The 14,538-nt window shown below is 67.4% G+C and carries 12 protein-coding genes; 9 read left to right on the forward strand and 3 right to left on the reverse strand.

The window, feature by feature from the left end:
- Nucleotide 1: 1 nt before the first annotated feature.
- The 9 genes from G369_RS0121975 to G369_RS0122015 are packed head-to-tail and all read left to right on the forward strand — an operon-like array spanning nucleotide 2 to nucleotide 9,259.
- On the forward strand, nucleotides 2–1,324 hold the full coding sequence (locus G369_RS0121975) for a TadA family conjugal transfer-associated ATPase (RefSeq protein WP_019656197.1): 1,323 nt from the start codon (nucleotides 2–4) through the stop codon (nucleotides 1,322–1,324).
- Nucleotides 1,317–2,315, forward strand: coding sequence for a type II secretion system F family protein (locus tag G369_RS0121980; RefSeq protein ID WP_019656198.1), 999 nt, complete (start codon nucleotides 1,317–1,319; stop codon nucleotides 2,313–2,315). The genes G369_RS0121975 and G369_RS0121980 overlap by 8 nt, the downstream gene beginning before the upstream one ends.
- The gene (locus G369_RS0121985; protein ID WP_019656199.1) at nucleotides 2,312–3,274 is read left to right on the forward strand and encodes a type II secretion system F family protein; all 963 of its coding nucleotides are present in this window, start codon (nucleotides 2,312–2,314) and stop codon (nucleotides 3,272–3,274) included. Before G369_RS0121980 ends, G369_RS0121985 begins: the two co-directional genes overlap by 4 nt.
- Nucleotides 3,271–4,263 (forward strand): tetratricopeptide repeat protein, encoded by a 993-nt coding sequence (locus G369_RS0121990; protein ID WP_019656200.1) that lies wholly within the window; start codon nucleotides 3,271–3,273, stop codon nucleotides 4,261–4,263. The genes G369_RS0121985 and G369_RS0121990 overlap by 4 nt, the downstream gene beginning before the upstream one ends.
- A complete protein-coding gene (locus G369_RS0121995) occupies nucleotides 4,260–4,721 on the forward strand; it encodes a DUF3613 domain-containing protein (protein ID WP_019656201.1) in 462 nt (153 codons plus the stop codon). Before G369_RS0121990 ends, G369_RS0121995 begins: the two co-directional genes overlap by 4 nt.
- Nucleotides 4,722–4,752: 31 nt before the next feature.
- Entirely contained in the window at nucleotides 4,753–5,232 is a 480-nt protein-coding gene (locus G369_RS0122000) for a TadE/TadG family type IV pilus assembly protein (RefSeq protein WP_019656202.1), read from the forward strand.
- The gene (locus G369_RS0122005) at nucleotides 5,229–5,726 is read left to right on the forward strand and encodes a TadE/TadG family type IV pilus assembly protein (protein WP_019656203.1); all 498 of its coding nucleotides are present in this window, start codon (nucleotides 5,229–5,231) and stop codon (nucleotides 5,724–5,726) included. Before G369_RS0122000 ends, G369_RS0122005 begins: the two co-directional genes overlap by 4 nt.
- 14 nt (nucleotides 5,727–5,740) lie before the next feature.
- Nucleotides 5,741–7,807, forward strand: a complete 2,067-nt coding sequence (locus G369_RS0122010) for a TadG family pilus assembly protein (RefSeq protein WP_019656204.1) — start codon at nucleotides 5,741–5,743, stop codon at nucleotides 7,805–7,807.
- An 18-nt stretch (nucleotides 7,808–7,825) separates the two neighbouring features.
- Nucleotides 7,826–9,259 carry a sigma 54-interacting transcriptional regulator gene (locus G369_RS0122015; RefSeq protein ID WP_019656205.1) on the forward strand — a complete coding sequence of 478 codons (1,434 nt, stop codon included), beginning with the start codon at nucleotides 7,826–7,828 and terminating at the stop codon, nucleotides 9,257–9,259.
- Nucleotides 9,260–9,620: 361 nt separating this feature from the next.
- On the opposite strand, the gene G369_RS0122020 is transcribed toward G369_RS0122015, so the two are convergent.
- The 3 genes from G369_RS0122020 to G369_RS0122030 all read right to left on the reverse strand — a co-directional run bounded on the left by G369_RS0122020 (nucleotide 9,621) and on the right by G369_RS0122030 (nucleotide 14,437).
- Nucleotides 9,621–11,234 (reverse strand): TolC family protein, encoded by a 1,614-nt coding sequence (locus G369_RS0122020; protein ID WP_019656206.1) that lies wholly within the window; start codon nucleotides 11,232–11,234, stop codon nucleotides 9,621–9,623.
- On the reverse strand, nucleotides 11,231–12,547 hold the full coding sequence (locus tag G369_RS0122025; protein WP_019656207.1) for an HlyD family type I secretion periplasmic adaptor subunit: 1,317 nt from the start codon (nucleotides 12,545–12,547) through the stop codon (nucleotides 11,231–11,233). The genes G369_RS0122020 and G369_RS0122025 overlap by 4 nt, the downstream gene beginning before the upstream one ends.
- A gap of 63 nt (nucleotides 12,548–12,610) precedes the next feature.
- The gene (locus G369_RS0122030) at nucleotides 12,611–14,437 is read right to left on the reverse strand and encodes a peptidase domain-containing ABC transporter (RefSeq protein WP_019656208.1); all 1,827 of its coding nucleotides are present in this window, start codon (nucleotides 14,435–14,437) and stop codon (nucleotides 12,611–12,613) included.
- Nucleotides 14,438–14,538: the final 101 nt, after the last annotated feature.

A 14,538-nucleotide genomic window follows, 5' to 3' on the forward strand; every position in this document is an offset into this window, starting at 1 on the left:
CATGTCCACCGATATCGAATTCGCCGACGACGACCAGGCGTTCATCAACTCCCAGCAGTTCCAGGACATCAAGAGCTGGACGCACGACCACCTGCTCAGCCGCATCGAGGAGCTTGGCGCCGAGTTTGGCCGCTGGTCGCGCGCGTCGATCCAGCAGTTCGTCGAGCTGGAGGTCGACAGCTTCGTGCGCCTGCGCCGCGTGCCGATCAACGACCGCGAGATGCAGCTCATCTCCGACGCGCTCACCAAGGAGCTCGCCGGCTTCGGTCCGCTGGAAGACCTGCTCAACGACCCGGCGGTGGAAGACATCCTGATCAACGGCTACCAGAACGTGTACGTCTCGCGCCACGGCGTGCTGGAGCGCGAGACCGTGCGCTTCGCCGATTCGGAACATGTGATGCGCATCGTGCGGCGCATCCTCGCGCCGCTGGGACGCCGGCTCGACGAGTCGAACCCGATGGTCGACGCCCGCCTGCCGGACGGCGGTCGCATCAACGTCATCATCGAGCCGCTGGCCATCGACGGCCTGTCGGTGTCGATCCGCAAGTTCCGCAAGGAGCCGCTCACGCCGGCCGACCTGGTGAAGCTCGGCACCTTCGACGCGGGCATGGCGCAGCTGCTGGAGATCGCGGTGCGCGCGCGCTGCAACATCCTCGTGAGCGGCGGTACCAGCTCGGGCAAGACCTCGCTGTTGAACGCACTGGCCAGCTTCATCCCGGCGCGAGAGCGCGTGATCACCATCGAGGACACGGCCGAGCTCTCGCTGGGCACCAGCCACGTGGTGCGGCTGGAGAGCCGCCCCGGCGGCTTCGACGGCCAGGGCGTGGTGTCGATCCGCGACCTGCTTCGCAACAGCCTGCGCATGCGGCCCGACCGCATCATCGTGGGCGAGGTTCGCGGCGCCGAAGTCATCGAGATGATGCAGGCCATGAACACCGGCCACGAAGGCTCGATGGGCACCATCCACGCAAGCTCGCCGCGCGAATGCCTCTACCGCCTCGAGATGCTCGCGGGCTTCGCCGGCTACCAGGGCAGCGAGGTGAGCCTGCGCCGACAGATCGCCAACGCCATCGACTTCATCGTGCAGATCGGGCGCCTATCGAACGGGCAGCGTCGCATCATTTCGCTGAGCGAGGTCACGGGCGTCAACGACAACGTGGTGGCGATGCAGGAGCTGTACCGCTACGAGCCGATCGTCTCGCCCGACGGCGAGGAGCGCGACCGCTGGGTGTCGCTGGGCATCGCGCCGCACTCGCCGAAGATCACGCGCTTCCGCCAGTCGCTGCAGCGCGCCTCGCAGCACGCAGGAGACAACCGTGCGTGAAGCCCTGCTCGTGGCGTTCTGCATCGCGCTGCTGCTCGCGGCCGCGGGCCTGCTGCTGTGGCAGTGGGCAAAGAACCGGCAGGGGCGGCAGGCGACGGAGCGGCACCTGAGCCAGCAGATCCAGGCGAGCGCCGCGGCAGCCGACGCGGCGCCGATACCGATGCCGCTGCGGGACATGCCCACCGACGGCCTCGTGTCGGGATTGACCACGGACCCGTGGCTCGACGCGGGCACCACACCCGCGGCGCCGGTGCGCACCAGCCTGCTCGAGCGCGCGATTCCCGGCTGGATGATGGGCGTGGTCGAACCGCGCACCATCGTCTTCGCTCTGGCCGTGATCGCCGGCATCTGCCTGCTGATCGGTGTGCTGGTCGGGTGGCTCGCCGCACTGGGTGTGCTGTTCCTGCTGATGCTGATGACGAGCTTTGCACTGTGGCTGCAGCTGCAGAAGTTCCGCCGCAAGCTCATCCACCAGCTCCCGGGCTACATCGACGCCATGGTGCGGCTGATCACCATCGGCAATTCCACGCAGGCAGCTTTCCAGCTGGCGATCGCCACCACGCAGGCGCCGCTGCGCGGCCACCTGGAGCGCGCCGCGGCGCTGGTGCGCGCGGGCGTCGATCTCGACCGTGCGCTGCACCAGACGGCGGAGAACGTGCGCATCGAGGAGATGTACCTGCTGGCTTCCATCCTCGGCCTGGGTGTGCGCTACGGCGGACGCGCCGACCTGCTGCTGGAGCGCGTGGCCAACTTCATGCGCGACCGCGAACAGGCGGAGCAGGAACTCATCGCGCTGTCTTCCGAGACGCGCCTGTCGGCCTGGATCCTCGGCCTGCTGCCTGTGGGTGTGGGCGCTTTCCTCATCTTCACCAACCCCGGCTACTTTATGGGGATGTGGAACGACGACACGGGCCGTATCCTGATCTTCTCGGCGGCGGGGCTGCAGCTGACGGGCGCGGTGCTTCTGTACAGGCTCGCGAGACTGGCATGACGATCACGCCGAACCAACTGCTCATCCTCAGCCTCGTCCTGCTCGCGGTGGGGCTGATGGTCGGCGCCGGCGCGCTGGTCGCGGCGGAGATCCGCCGCACGCGCAGCGGCCAGGTCATCGGCCGCGCCATCCGGCAGGCCGTGGTGGCGCCCGATCTGAAGGCGGCCGTCGACGCTCCCGCCGACCCCGATGCGCCGATCAAGCCCGAACTCGAACTGCCCTTCCACTGGCTCGATTCGCGCATCGGCCGCGCCCTGGTCGCGGACGAAGACCGCAACCTCATCGACCAGTGCGGGCTGCCGTCGAAGCGGGCTCAGCTGGTGTTCCTGGTCACGCGCATCCTGCTGGCCTTCATGCTTCCGCTGCTGGCCTACGTGTTCTGGAGCAGCGGGCACACGCAGAACACCGTCACCTTCGTGCTGGCGGCGTACATCGCCATCGGCTTCATGGCGCCCAAGTGGGTGCTCGGCCGCATCGCCGCAGGCCGGCGCGAGCGCGCCGCGCAGGAGCTGCCGCTGTTCATCGACCTGCTGCGGCTGCTGCAGGGCGTGGGCCTGAGCCTGGACCAGAGCCTGCAGATCATGGCGACCGACTTTCGGCACGTACTGCGCGTGCTGGGCTTCGAACTCGCCATCGCCAACGCGCAATACAGCCAGGGCCGCACGCGCGAGCACTCGCTGCATCGCCTCGCGACCCTCCACAGAAACGAGAACATGCGCGGCCTCGTCTCGCTGCTGGTGCAGGTCGACCGGCACGGCGGTGCGGTGCAGGAACCGCTGCGCATCTTCAGCGACCGGCTGCGCGAAAGCCGCCGCTCCGAGCTGAAGGAGCGCATCGGCAAGATCACCGTGAAGATGACCGGCGTGATGGTGACCACGCTGCTGCCCGCGCTGGTCATCGTCACCGCAGGGCCGGGGTTCATCGCGATATTCCGTTCACTGGGAGCCATCATCAAGTGACATACGAAGACTTCTCCCGCATGTGCTCGCCCCGGGCCAGCCGCCTGCTGGCATGTGCCGTCGCCGCCGCGGCAACGTTCGCGCTCACCGGATGCGGCGCGCTCAAGGACCAGTACGCCGCTGCCACCGATGCGCAGCAGCGGGCATCCGCCGAGGCCACGGCCGACACCAAGGCCGGCGCCGCGGTCGACAGCAAGGCCACGTACCTCAAGCTCGTCGAGCAGATGCAGAAGGAAGGGCTGTGGTTCGCCTCGCTGGCCCACATCGATGCACTGGAGCAGCGCTGGGGCGTGTCGCCCGAGTCGACCCGCATGCGCGCCGATGCGCTGCGCCAGACCGGGCAGGCCGCGGCGAGCGAGCAGGCCTACAGACGGCTCGTGGGCACGCCGCTGGAAAGCGCCGGCTATCGCGGCCTCGGCCTGCTGGCCGGTGCGCGCGGCAGCTTCGCCGAAGCCGTGCAGCTGCTGAAGCAGGCGCAGCGCCTCACCCCCACAGACGCCGCCCTCCTCAGCGACCTCGGCTATGCCAGCCTGCGCGCAGGACAGATCGATGAAGCGCGGCTGCCGCTGATGCAGGCGCTGCAGTTGCGGCCCGACAGCACGCAGGCCCAGTCCAACCTCGCGCTGTACCTCGAAGCAACCGGGCAGGACGAACAGGCGAACAGGCTGATGGAGGCCAACCGCATGTCCCCTGCGGCGCGCGCCGCGGTCCGCGATGCCGCCCAGCAGCTGCGCGCCGGAGGTTCAAGGCCGCTCGCGTCCACCGGTTCCCTTCAACCGGCCGCAGCCGTCGACATCGTGCGCCCGCTGCCGGACACGGCCACCACCGCCGCACGCGAAGACCAGGCGCAGCAGCAGCAACCGCTGATGCTCAAGGCGTCGCGCTGGTCGGGCAGCGCAGGCGTGCGCACCGCCAGCCAGCTCAACCCTGCCACCGCCGACGCGGCGGCTTCCCTGTCGCCGAATTCGACCCCACGAGGCACCCCATGAGAAAGACGACCATCGCCCGCATCGCCTCGCTGCCGGCATTCGGACTTGCGGCCACGTTGCTGATCGCCGCTCCGGCGGCAATCGCCCAGCAACAACAGCAACCGCAGGCGCAGCCCCCGGCAGCCAAGGCACAGGAGCCCGCAACACCCGCTCCTGCTGCCGCCGCGCAGGCATCGACACAGCCGCAGGGCCAGGAAGAGATGGCGCAGGCCGAAGACTTCACCTACGAGCCGCTGCAGGTCGGCGACGCCACCCAGAGCCTGCTCGCCTGGCAGCGCGGCGGGGAGATCGCATCCAGGACGCCGAGAACCATCGCCGGCGACGTCGCCAGCCGCAGCTACCAGCGCTATCTGAAGAGCTTTGAATACCCCATTCCCGAGCGCATGACCTCGAGCCTGAAGTCCAACGCCGGCAACGGCAGTTCCGGCGCCGGCGGCGACCCCAGCGCGCCGAAGTAGCCAAGGCGCACAACGCAGATCCGGCAGCGCCATGACCACACCACGCCTTCGCAACCGCACCGCCGCGCACGCCCAGCGCGGTGCGTACGCGGTCGAGTTCGCCTTGGTGTTCCTGATCTTCTTCGCGTTGCTTTACGGGATCATCAGCTATGGGATGCTGTTCGCGTTCCGGCTCGGGTTGCAGAACGCAGCCGAAGACGGCGCGCGCGCCGCGCTGCGTTACCAGTCGACCTTTGCAGCGCGCGCCACCCAGGCTCAGACGACTGCCCTCGCGAGCAGCAACTGGATGCCCGCGGTGGTGACGCGCAACGCCACTGCCACCGTGTGCGGTGTGGTCAGCAACAACTGCACGGCTCCCGCCTGCGGCACCACCTGGGACACGCGCTGCCAGATGGTGGTAACCGTGACGGCAAGCAATTTGCAGATGCTGCTGCCGCCGTTCCCCAGCTTCGTCATGCCTACAACCATCGTCGGCAAGGCCAGCATGCTGCTGGACGGGAGAGCGCCATGAACGGCAATGGCAACGGCGGGGCTTGCACACGCAGGAAGGCTCGCGAGCGCGGCGTGGCCGCCATCGAGTTCGCGCTGGTCTTCAGCGTGCTGTTCAGCGTGCTGTATGCGCTCGCAACGTTCGGTGCGGTGCTCTACACGCAGCAGGCGGTGACACGCGCGGCGGAAGAAGGCGCCCGCACGGCAGGCATCATCACTTCGCCCGTTGCAGGTGACGGACGAGTAAAGGACGCCGTCTATGCGGCCCTGACCAATTCCCTCGTCGTGCCTGTTTCGGCGAACACCGACGTGACCAGCAGGCGCAACTGGATCGTGTCCAACGTGACCGTCGACCCCATCACCAGCGGCGCCGGAGCATCTGCCACCTACGTGGTGACGGTGATCTACCCCTACAGCGCGAACCGCCTGCTGCCGTCCATACCTTTCCTGGATATCAGCACGTGGATGCCCAATCAGCTGCGGAGTCGCTCGACCATCGCAATTCGATCGTCCTGAGGAGTTCCATTGCCATGAACGCAGCACTCCATCACCTCTCAAGCCGCAAGCGGATCCGCGGATCGGTCCTGATCAATACGGCCATCGCGCTGAGCCTTGTGGTCATCACGCTGCTTGGCACGCAGCTCGGCTATCTCTTCTTCATCAAGCGCGAGCTTCAGAAGACCGCGGACCTTGCGGCGCTGTCGGGGGCCCAGTCACTCCAGCCCTTCGTCTGCACCGACGCGAAGACTGCTGCGGTGACGAACGCTTCCCAGAACATGCCGCCCCTGCTGCCTGCCCTCACACAGGGGGATGTGGAATGCGGCAACTGGGATCCAGGCAATCCCAGCCGAACGGCACCCCAGTACTTCGGTACACCCGGCACAGGCCAGGCCTTCAATGCCGTACGGGTCACCATCACGAGGACTCCGGCCCTGCTCCTGCCAGGAATTTCCGGCAGTCCTGCAGCCACCATCAGCGTGCAGGCACTTGCGGCGCAACGACAGCCGCTCGCTTCGCTCACCATTCGAAGCACGCTGGTGACCATCGACTCCAACCAGTCGGCCTTGCTGAACGCCCTTTTCGGCGGCCTGCTGGGCGGCGCGCTGTCGCTGCAAGCCGCGGGCTGGCAGGGGCTGCTGAACACCGACATCCAGTTGTTGAGCTTTCTCGATCAACTCAAGGTCGCCCTGAACATCAGCGCCGCCAACTACGACCAGGTGCTCGCCACGAACGTGGACGCAGGCGTCCTGCTCCAGGCCATGATCTCCGTCATGGAACGCAGCGGCAACACCGCCGCCGCCACCATCCAGGCACTGCGGGATCTGCTGGTCACCGTCCAGGCTGCGCCCTTCACCCTCAAGCTCGCCGACCTCCTGGGCGTGGCGAGCGGAACGGACGCTGCCGGCCTCAACACCAACCTCCAGCTCTTCCAGCTCGTTCAGGGAATGATCCAGGTCGCGAACGGCAAGAACGGCCTCGCGGCCACCGTGCCGATCAACGTCCCCGGCATCGCCAGCGTCACGGCGAAGGTGCAGGTCGTCGAGCCGCCCCAGGTTTCTGCCGTGGGAAATCCGATGCTCATCAATCCGGCACTCGGGGTTAATGATCCGAACAGGATTTACGTCCGCACTGCACAGGTCCGCATGCTGCTGTCCGTCAATCTCGACGGGATCACAAATCTTCTTTCGAACTTGCTTTCCACGGTGACTGGTGCGCTGTCTCCGCTTATCAATTTTCTCGATAGCGTTGCAACTTTGAATCTCGGAACGATTGTGTCCGACTTGGTTGCAACAGTCGTCTGCAGCGGCAACTGCCCAGTGACCAAGGTGATCTACGCACAAGCTCTCCCCGCACCCATTGAAATTGGTCTCAGTGCTGGCAATGGTGCGGGACTGGTTACAGGCCATACATGCAACAGCTCTGATAGCAAATCATTGAATGTCCAAGCCAGCACTAGTGTGGCTCGGTTGAATGTCGGCAAGGTTTCGAACATCTTTTCGTCTTCTGTGCCGGCAACAGCCGCTCCTGTAGGCATCGTCGAGATCGGCTATCGCGAAGCCAAGTTCGACTGGTGTCTTCTGTCGCTGATCTGTAGCCCCAAAAAATGGAAAGCTGAGAACGGCACGTATGTGACTGACATGGGGCTTGCCCAGAAAACTGTCATCTCCGGACTTGGCCTTGTCGTCAACTCGGACGTCGGCGGAAGCGCAAGTGGCACCGCACTGACTTATGTTGCTCCAGCTCCGGCAAACCTACCAGAGATCGATGCCGCGCCATATGACGGCACAGGCAAAGATCCATCATTCAAGCCCATTAGCTCCACGTCGCTTGTGCAAAGCTTGGGGTCCACGCTAGGTGGAATCCAGATTCAGCCCTACTCGAGCGACAGCAGCGGCGTCCTCGGAGGCCTGCTGAATGGCACCTTCAGCCTGATCAGCAATCTCCTGAACACCCTGCAGACGGTGGTCACGAACGCACTCGGTCCCCTGCTCGACCCTACCGTCAATGCACTACTGAACCTCCTGGGAATCGATCTTGCGCAAGCGCAGGTCGGCGCTCGCCTCTCCTGTAATCGAGGTGCCCAGCTGGTCTACTGATATGCGCGTACTTCCAACATGAGCTCACCCGCCGCCAATTTCGACGAACTCGACCTCTTTGTCTGGGAAGGCAAGGCAGACATCCTCGACCGCATCGCGCGGTGCATGGCGAGCTTCGACGTGGAGGTGATCCGGGCCGACGGCATGCCGCCTCCGCATCAGGAGCAGGGGGCCGCGCTGCGGCCTTCGGTGGCGATCATCAGCGTCACGGTCATCGACGGGGGCGGTCTGGCGCATGCGACCGAGCTGCTGCAGGGCATGCCGGTGATCTGGGTGGCGGCCGGGTCGCGCGAGCGCGACTCGCGCACCTATCCGCCCGAGTACCTGCATGTGCTGCCATACGACTTCACCTGCGCCGAGCTGCGCACGATGGTCGCGAAGCTGGTGCGGCAGCTGCGTGCGCGCGAGGTGGCGCCGCAGCCGCCCGACGTGCTGGTGGCGCACTCCGATGCGATGAAGGCGCTGCTGGCCGAGGTGAACGCCTTTGCCGACTGCGACCACAGCGTGCTGGTGCGCGGCGAGACGGGCGTGGGCAAGGAGCGCATCGCGCAGCAGCTGCACATGGGCCACCAGCGCTACGGCAAGGGCGCGTTCGTGGCGGTGAACTGCGGCGCGATTCCCGACGGGCTCTTCGAGTCGCTCTTCTTCGGCCATACCAAGGGCTCGTTCACGGGCGCGGTGCATGCGCATCGCGGCTACTTCGAGCAGGCCACGGGCGGCACGCTGTTCCTCGACGAGATCGGCGACCTGCCGCGCTACCAGCAGGTGAAGCTGCTGCGCGTGCTGGAGGACAACGCGGTGACGCGGCTGGGCGCGACGGCGCCGGTGCGCGTGGACTTCCGGCTCGTGGCGGCCACCAACCGCAACCTGCGCGAGATGGTGGCCAGCGGCGAGTTCCGCGCCGACCTGTTCTACCGGCTCGCGGTGATCGAACTGCACGTACCCAGTCTCGAGGAACGCGGCGAGATCGACAAGATCGCGATCTTCAAGGCGCTGCTGAGCAACGTGCTCGGCGACGAGCTGGAAGCCCTGGGCGAAACGCCGCACTGGCTCAGCGACGCGGTGGCCGAGACCTACTTCCCCGGCAACGTGCGCCAGCTGCGCAACCTCGCCGAGCGCGTGGGCGTGATTGCGCGCCAGCTGCACAGCTGGGACCAGAACCTGATCCAGCGCGCCATCGCGCTCACGCGCGGCACGCCCGCGCCTGCGGCATCGGCGGGCGGCAACGGCCTGAACGGCAGCTCGGGCGGGCTGGGCGCGATCGACGGCAGCGCCGACCGCAAGGGCTGGAACAGCAGCGAGCGCAACCGCATCATCGCGGCGCTGGAGATCAACGACTGGAAGCGCCAGGACACCGCGCAGCACCTGGGCATCAGCCGCAAGGTGCTGTGGGAGAAGATGCGCAAGTACCAGATCCTCGACGGCGAACCGGGCATTCCCGAAGAGCAATAAGTTCGCCCCCAGGCAAGGCTTGGCTCCTCCCAGGCTGCGCGGCACTTGGTGTCCGCTTCGCCAACCCCCTTCCGGGGGCAACACCTGAGGCCCGGCGGAGCCGGTTTCTCGGTGGCACCAGGCTCTCCCCCAGGCTGCGCGGCACTTCGTGTCCGCTTCGCCAACTCCCTTCCGTGGGCAACACCTGAGGCCCGGCAGAGCCGGTTCCTCGGTGGCACCAGGCTCACCCCCAGGCTTCGCGCACTTCGTGTCGCTTCGCCAACCCCCTGCCGGGGGCAACACCTGCGGCCCGGCAGAGCCGGTTCCGCGGTGTTCGCGAATTGGCTCGCTTCGCTTGCCGCTTGCCCGCTTGCCCGCTTGCTTACGGGATCGAGAGGCGTTGGGCTCTGCGCAGGGCCGGAGGGGCGCCGGCTGCGCCAGTGGCGCGTTCGGTCACTACCGGCTCGCTTGTGCAGGCGGTGTTGCTCGATATGCAGAGCTTCGCGAGCAGGCCGTCCTCGGTGAGCACCTGGCGGCTGGGGGCGCCGAAGAGGCGGTCGATCCAGTTGTTGGGGCCGGCGGGGTCGATGCGCAGTTCGCCGGTGGTGCGTGCCAGGCGCAGCTCGGAGATGCGCAGGTCGAAGACGCCGTCGACGTAGTCGAACAGCAGCGTGTAGTAGTCGAGCTGCGCGTCGAGCACCTTGGGCAGGGTCTCGCGGCCGAACTCCATCAGGCGGCGGCGGCCGCGGAAGGCCTGGCCGGCGGTGCTGACGGCTTCCATCAGCTGCTTCTCGCGCTCGCGGCCGGAGACGGTGCGCGACCACGAGGCTGCGGTGAGCTCGAAGAGGTTGAGCTTCACGCCTTCGAGCTTGGCTTCCTGGTTGGCGACTTCGGCCAGCGCCGACTTCAGGCGCAGCTGGCGGTCGAAGCCGTTGCCGAAGTTCCAGTTGAGCTCGAACGCAGCGCGCGTCGGGTCCTGCGGCGAGACGCCGCGCGGGTCCTTGCTCTTCACGAGCACGGCGTCGAGCGTGGGGTAGAGACTCGCGTCCTGCTGGTCGGCCAGCGCCCTCGCCCGCTCGATGCGGCCCAGCGCCTCGGCGATCTCGGTGCTGCGCGATTCGGCCCGGCGCAGCGCTTCCTCCTGCGTGGCGATGCGCCACTGCACGGGCGCCGCGAGCACCGGCAGCGACTCGGGGTTGGGCGAGAACTTGAAGTAGTTGCGGAACTTGGCGAGCGCCTCGTCGCGCTGCGCCTCGAAGTCGGATTCACGCGCGGCCACCAGCGCACGGCGCGAGGCCGCCATGTTGAGGTCGTTGTCGCCGCTCACGCCCAGCGCCACGCGGCGGGCCTCGGCCTTCGAGAGTTCGGCCACCACCTCGGAGGCCTTGTGCGCAATCTGTTTCTTGAGGTCGAAGCGCTGCACCTGCAAATACGCAGTGAGCGCGTCCAGCACCACCTTCTGCGAGGTGGTGACGACGGCCTCGTCGTCGGCCTGGTTGCCGGCTTCCGCGGCGCGCTGCGCGGCGTTCATCGCGCCGCCGTCCAGCAGGCTCACGCGCGCCTCGGCGGTCAGCACGGTGTAGCTCTGCGTCTTGGCGTTGGCCGCCCCGCTGTTGTAGTTGCCCGAGGAGGTGCCGAGCCTGAACTTCGGATAGCGCGCCTGTCTCGCCGCATCCACGCCGTAGCTGCTGGTATTGGCGGCCGCCTGCATGGTCTGCACTTCGGGGTAGTCCTGCGAGAGCACGACCAGCGCCTGCTTCACCTGCTGCGCGTAGCTCGCCGCGCCGAGCGAAGGCGCCGAGAGCCTGCGCGCGACGGTGAGCCTCGCGGCGCTCTCCATCTCCTGCTGCTGCAGCAGGTAGTCGGGCAGCGGCTGGGGCTGCTGCTGCTGTTGCTCCTGGGCATAGGCTGGCGGCAGGGCGAAGCCCGCACACAGTGCCGCGCAGACGGCGCCGGTGCCCACGCGGCGCAGATCGACCGGTTTGCGGTACTTCATGGTTCGCGGAAAGCTTCGCGGCGAAGCTTGAGCACGGGTCGCAGGATGTACCAGATGAACGGGTCGGTGCCCACGCGCAGGTCCACTTCGGACTCCATGCCGGCGGTGATGCGGTTCTCGACGCGGCCCACGTGCGACTGCGACATGCTGATGAGCAGCCGGTAGTAGGGCGCGCCGCTGGAGATGGCGGGGTCGCGGTCGGCGTCGGCCGCAACCAGCCTCACCTTGCCGTCGACCGCGCCGTAGCGCAGGTAGTCGTAGGCGGTGATCTTCACGCGCGCCTCCTGACCCACTTCGATGAAGCCGCGGTCGTTGGGGTTGAGCCGCGCCTCGACCATGATCTCGTCCTCGTCGGGCACCACCTCGAGGATCGATTCGCCCGGCTTCACCACCCAGCCGGGGCTGGAATTGCGCAGGCCCTTCACGATGCCGTCCGACGGCGCCTTCACCACGGTGCGCGAACGCTGGGTGCGCGCACGCGCCAGGTCTTCGCTCAGGCTCGCGAACTGGCGCTCGACCGTGGCCAGTTCGTCCGAAGCGCGGCGGCGGAAGCGCCCCTCGGCCTCCGCCATCTTGGCCTGCGCCTCGGTGATGGAGGCGTTGGCCGAAACCACGCCCTGGCGCGCCACGGCGAGTTCGCTGCGCACGCTCTCGGCCTGGCGGCGCTTCTCGAGCACTTCGACCTGACCCACCAGCTTCTCGCTGAGCAGCTGTTCGGAGATTTCGAGTTCCTTCTGCATCAGCGCCAGCCGGTCGCTCAGGCCCTTGACCTTGGCCTCCTGCTCCAGCTTCTTGCTGCGCGCCTGCTCCAGGCCCGACACCGCGCCGGCCATCACGCCGCGCTGCTCGAGCGCGCGCGCCTGGTAGGCGCCGGTCTCGCCCTCGAACACGCCCTCGTCGATGTCGGCGGCGAAGGACTGGCGCGTGAGCGGCTGGCCGCGGCTCTCGGCCATCAGCCGCACGCGCGTGGCCTGCGTGGCGGCGTAGCGGGCAGTGAGCTCTTCGAGGTTGAGGCCGCTGCCGCCCAGGTCGATCTCGACCAGCGGCTGGCCCTGCTTGACCTTCTCGCCTTCCTTCACCAGCACGTTGCTGACGATGCCGCCCTCCAAATGCTGGATGGACTTGACGCGGTCCGACGGGATCACGCGGCCCGGGGCAACCACCACCGTCTCCATCGGAAAGCCGAGGCCGACCAGCGCGAGCACGGCGATCGCGCCGCCGATGATCCACTGCCGCCGCCGCCCCTGCGGCGAGGCCTGGGCCTCGCGCTTCTCGTTCTCTTCCTGAAGAATCTGCGGCAGGTCTATTTTCAAATCGCGTCCCCGGTCACTCTTCGTTCGTCAGTCGTTCGTTGCTCGTCGGTCGCCGCCCGTGCCTCAGGCCATCGAGCGCGAGGCCGGCGAGGCACCGCCGGCCGCGCCTTCTTCCGCGTCGCCCAGCGCCACCAGCGGCTTCTTCACGCCGAACAGCTTTGGCACCATCACCGCGGCCGTGCCCTGCTCCACGTTGCCGTGGCCGGTGACGTGGTAGACCACGTTGGCGGCGGAGACGATGCGCAGCGAGTGCGTGACGACCACCACGGTGCGCACCTTGGCCACCGCGAGCAGCGTGGCGAGCAGGTTGCGCTCGCTCTGGAAGTCGAGGTCGTTGCTGGGCTCGTCGAGCACCAGCACCGAGGGCTTGCGCAGGAAGCTCATGGCCAGCGCGAGCTTGCGCCGCTCGCCCACCGACACGCCGGTGCCGCCTTCGCCCACCATGGTGCGATAGCCGTCGGGCAGCCGCGAGATGAAATCGTGCGCGCCCGAGAGCTTGCAGGCCGCGACGATCTGCTCGTCGCTCTGGCCCGGCGCGTTGCGCCGCATCACGTCGATCAGCGAACCGCCGAACCAGTAGACCTCCTGCGAGAGATAGCTGATCCAGCGCGACAGCTCCTCGCGGCCGAACTGCGAGAGGTCGTACTCGCCGATGCTCACCACGCCGCGCGTGGGCGTGTACAGGCCCGACAGCAGCTTGACTAGCGTCGACTTGCCCGCGCCGTTGCGCCCCACGATCACGTGCAGGCCGCCCGGGCCGATGTCGAGGTCGACGTTCTCCAGCACCGGCTGCTGAGCGGTCTCGGTGAAGCTGAAGCTCACGTCCTTCAGCGTGATGCGGCCCAGCGGCTGGGGCAGCGTCATGCCCGTGGGCGGCTTCTCGACCGGCTCGCGCAGCACGGTCTCCAGCCGCTTGGCGGCCTCCTTGGCGGTGGCCAGCGAGCGCCAGTTCGACACCAGCCCGGCCACCGGCTGCAGCGCTTTCAAGGCCAGCATGTTCGACGCGACCAGGCCGCCCACCGTCATCCACTGCTCCATCACCGAGACGGCGCCAACGGTCACGACGACGACGGAGAAGACGGTGAGCAGCACGGTGGTGCCGTCGCGCGCTGTCTCGATCTGGCCGTTCTTGCTGAAGCTCTCGGCGAGCCAGGCGTTGTAGGTCTGGCGCCACATCTCGATGGTGGGGCCGTCGTTGGCCTGGGCCTTGAGCGTCTCGCGTGCGTTGCAGATCTCGGCGGTCACGCGCTCGAGGCCGCGCCCGCGCTGCACTTCCTCCACGCGGCCGGAGCGCACCTCGTCGGCCCACCACCACGCCAGGAACGACATGATCCCGAGGAACAGCACCACCACCGGCAGCACCGGCAGCGCGACGATGCCGATGACCACCAGGGCGAAGACGGCCATGGGCAGGTCGAAGATGGATTGGGCCAGTCCGCCCGTGATGGTGCCGCGCACCGAGGCCACGTCGCGGAAGTACAGGTGCCACACCGACGCCGGCCGCGCCTCCAGCGCGCGCAGCGGACGGCCCAGCATCGAGTTCAGCAGCGCGCCCGAGACGCCGTGGTCGACGATGGCGCCGGCGTTGCGCAGCAGGCGCGAGCGGCGCGTGCGCAGCCAGAACTCGATGCACAGGAAGAACAGGATGCCGCTTACCAGCGCGGCCAGCGTCGAGGTGCCGCTGCGCGACAGCACCCGGTCATACACCTGCAGCAGGAAGATGGAAGGCAGCAGCCCGAACAGGCTGATGGGCAGCGAGCGCCATGCCGCACTCTTCACCAGCGGATAGGCAGCGCGGAATGCGGCGTTCAGCGCACCCGCGTAGGGACTGGCTCCGGGCTCGTCCGGGGTCTCGGCAACCAGTTGGCTTGGCAGGAGGAACTTGATCATTGGAAAGAGCCGGTCCGTCGTGCAGTGACGCCTGCCTCATTATCAACTGTTACCCAGCTGTTACAAGGCAAATATTCACTCGCGGTGCGCTTCAAACACAC

The sequence above is a fragment of the Variovorax atrisoli 110B genome (genome assembly GCF_000382045.1).
Taxonomy (GTDB): Bacteria; Pseudomonadota; Gammaproteobacteria; order Burkholderiales; family Burkholderiaceae_C; genus Variovorax; species Variovorax atrisoli.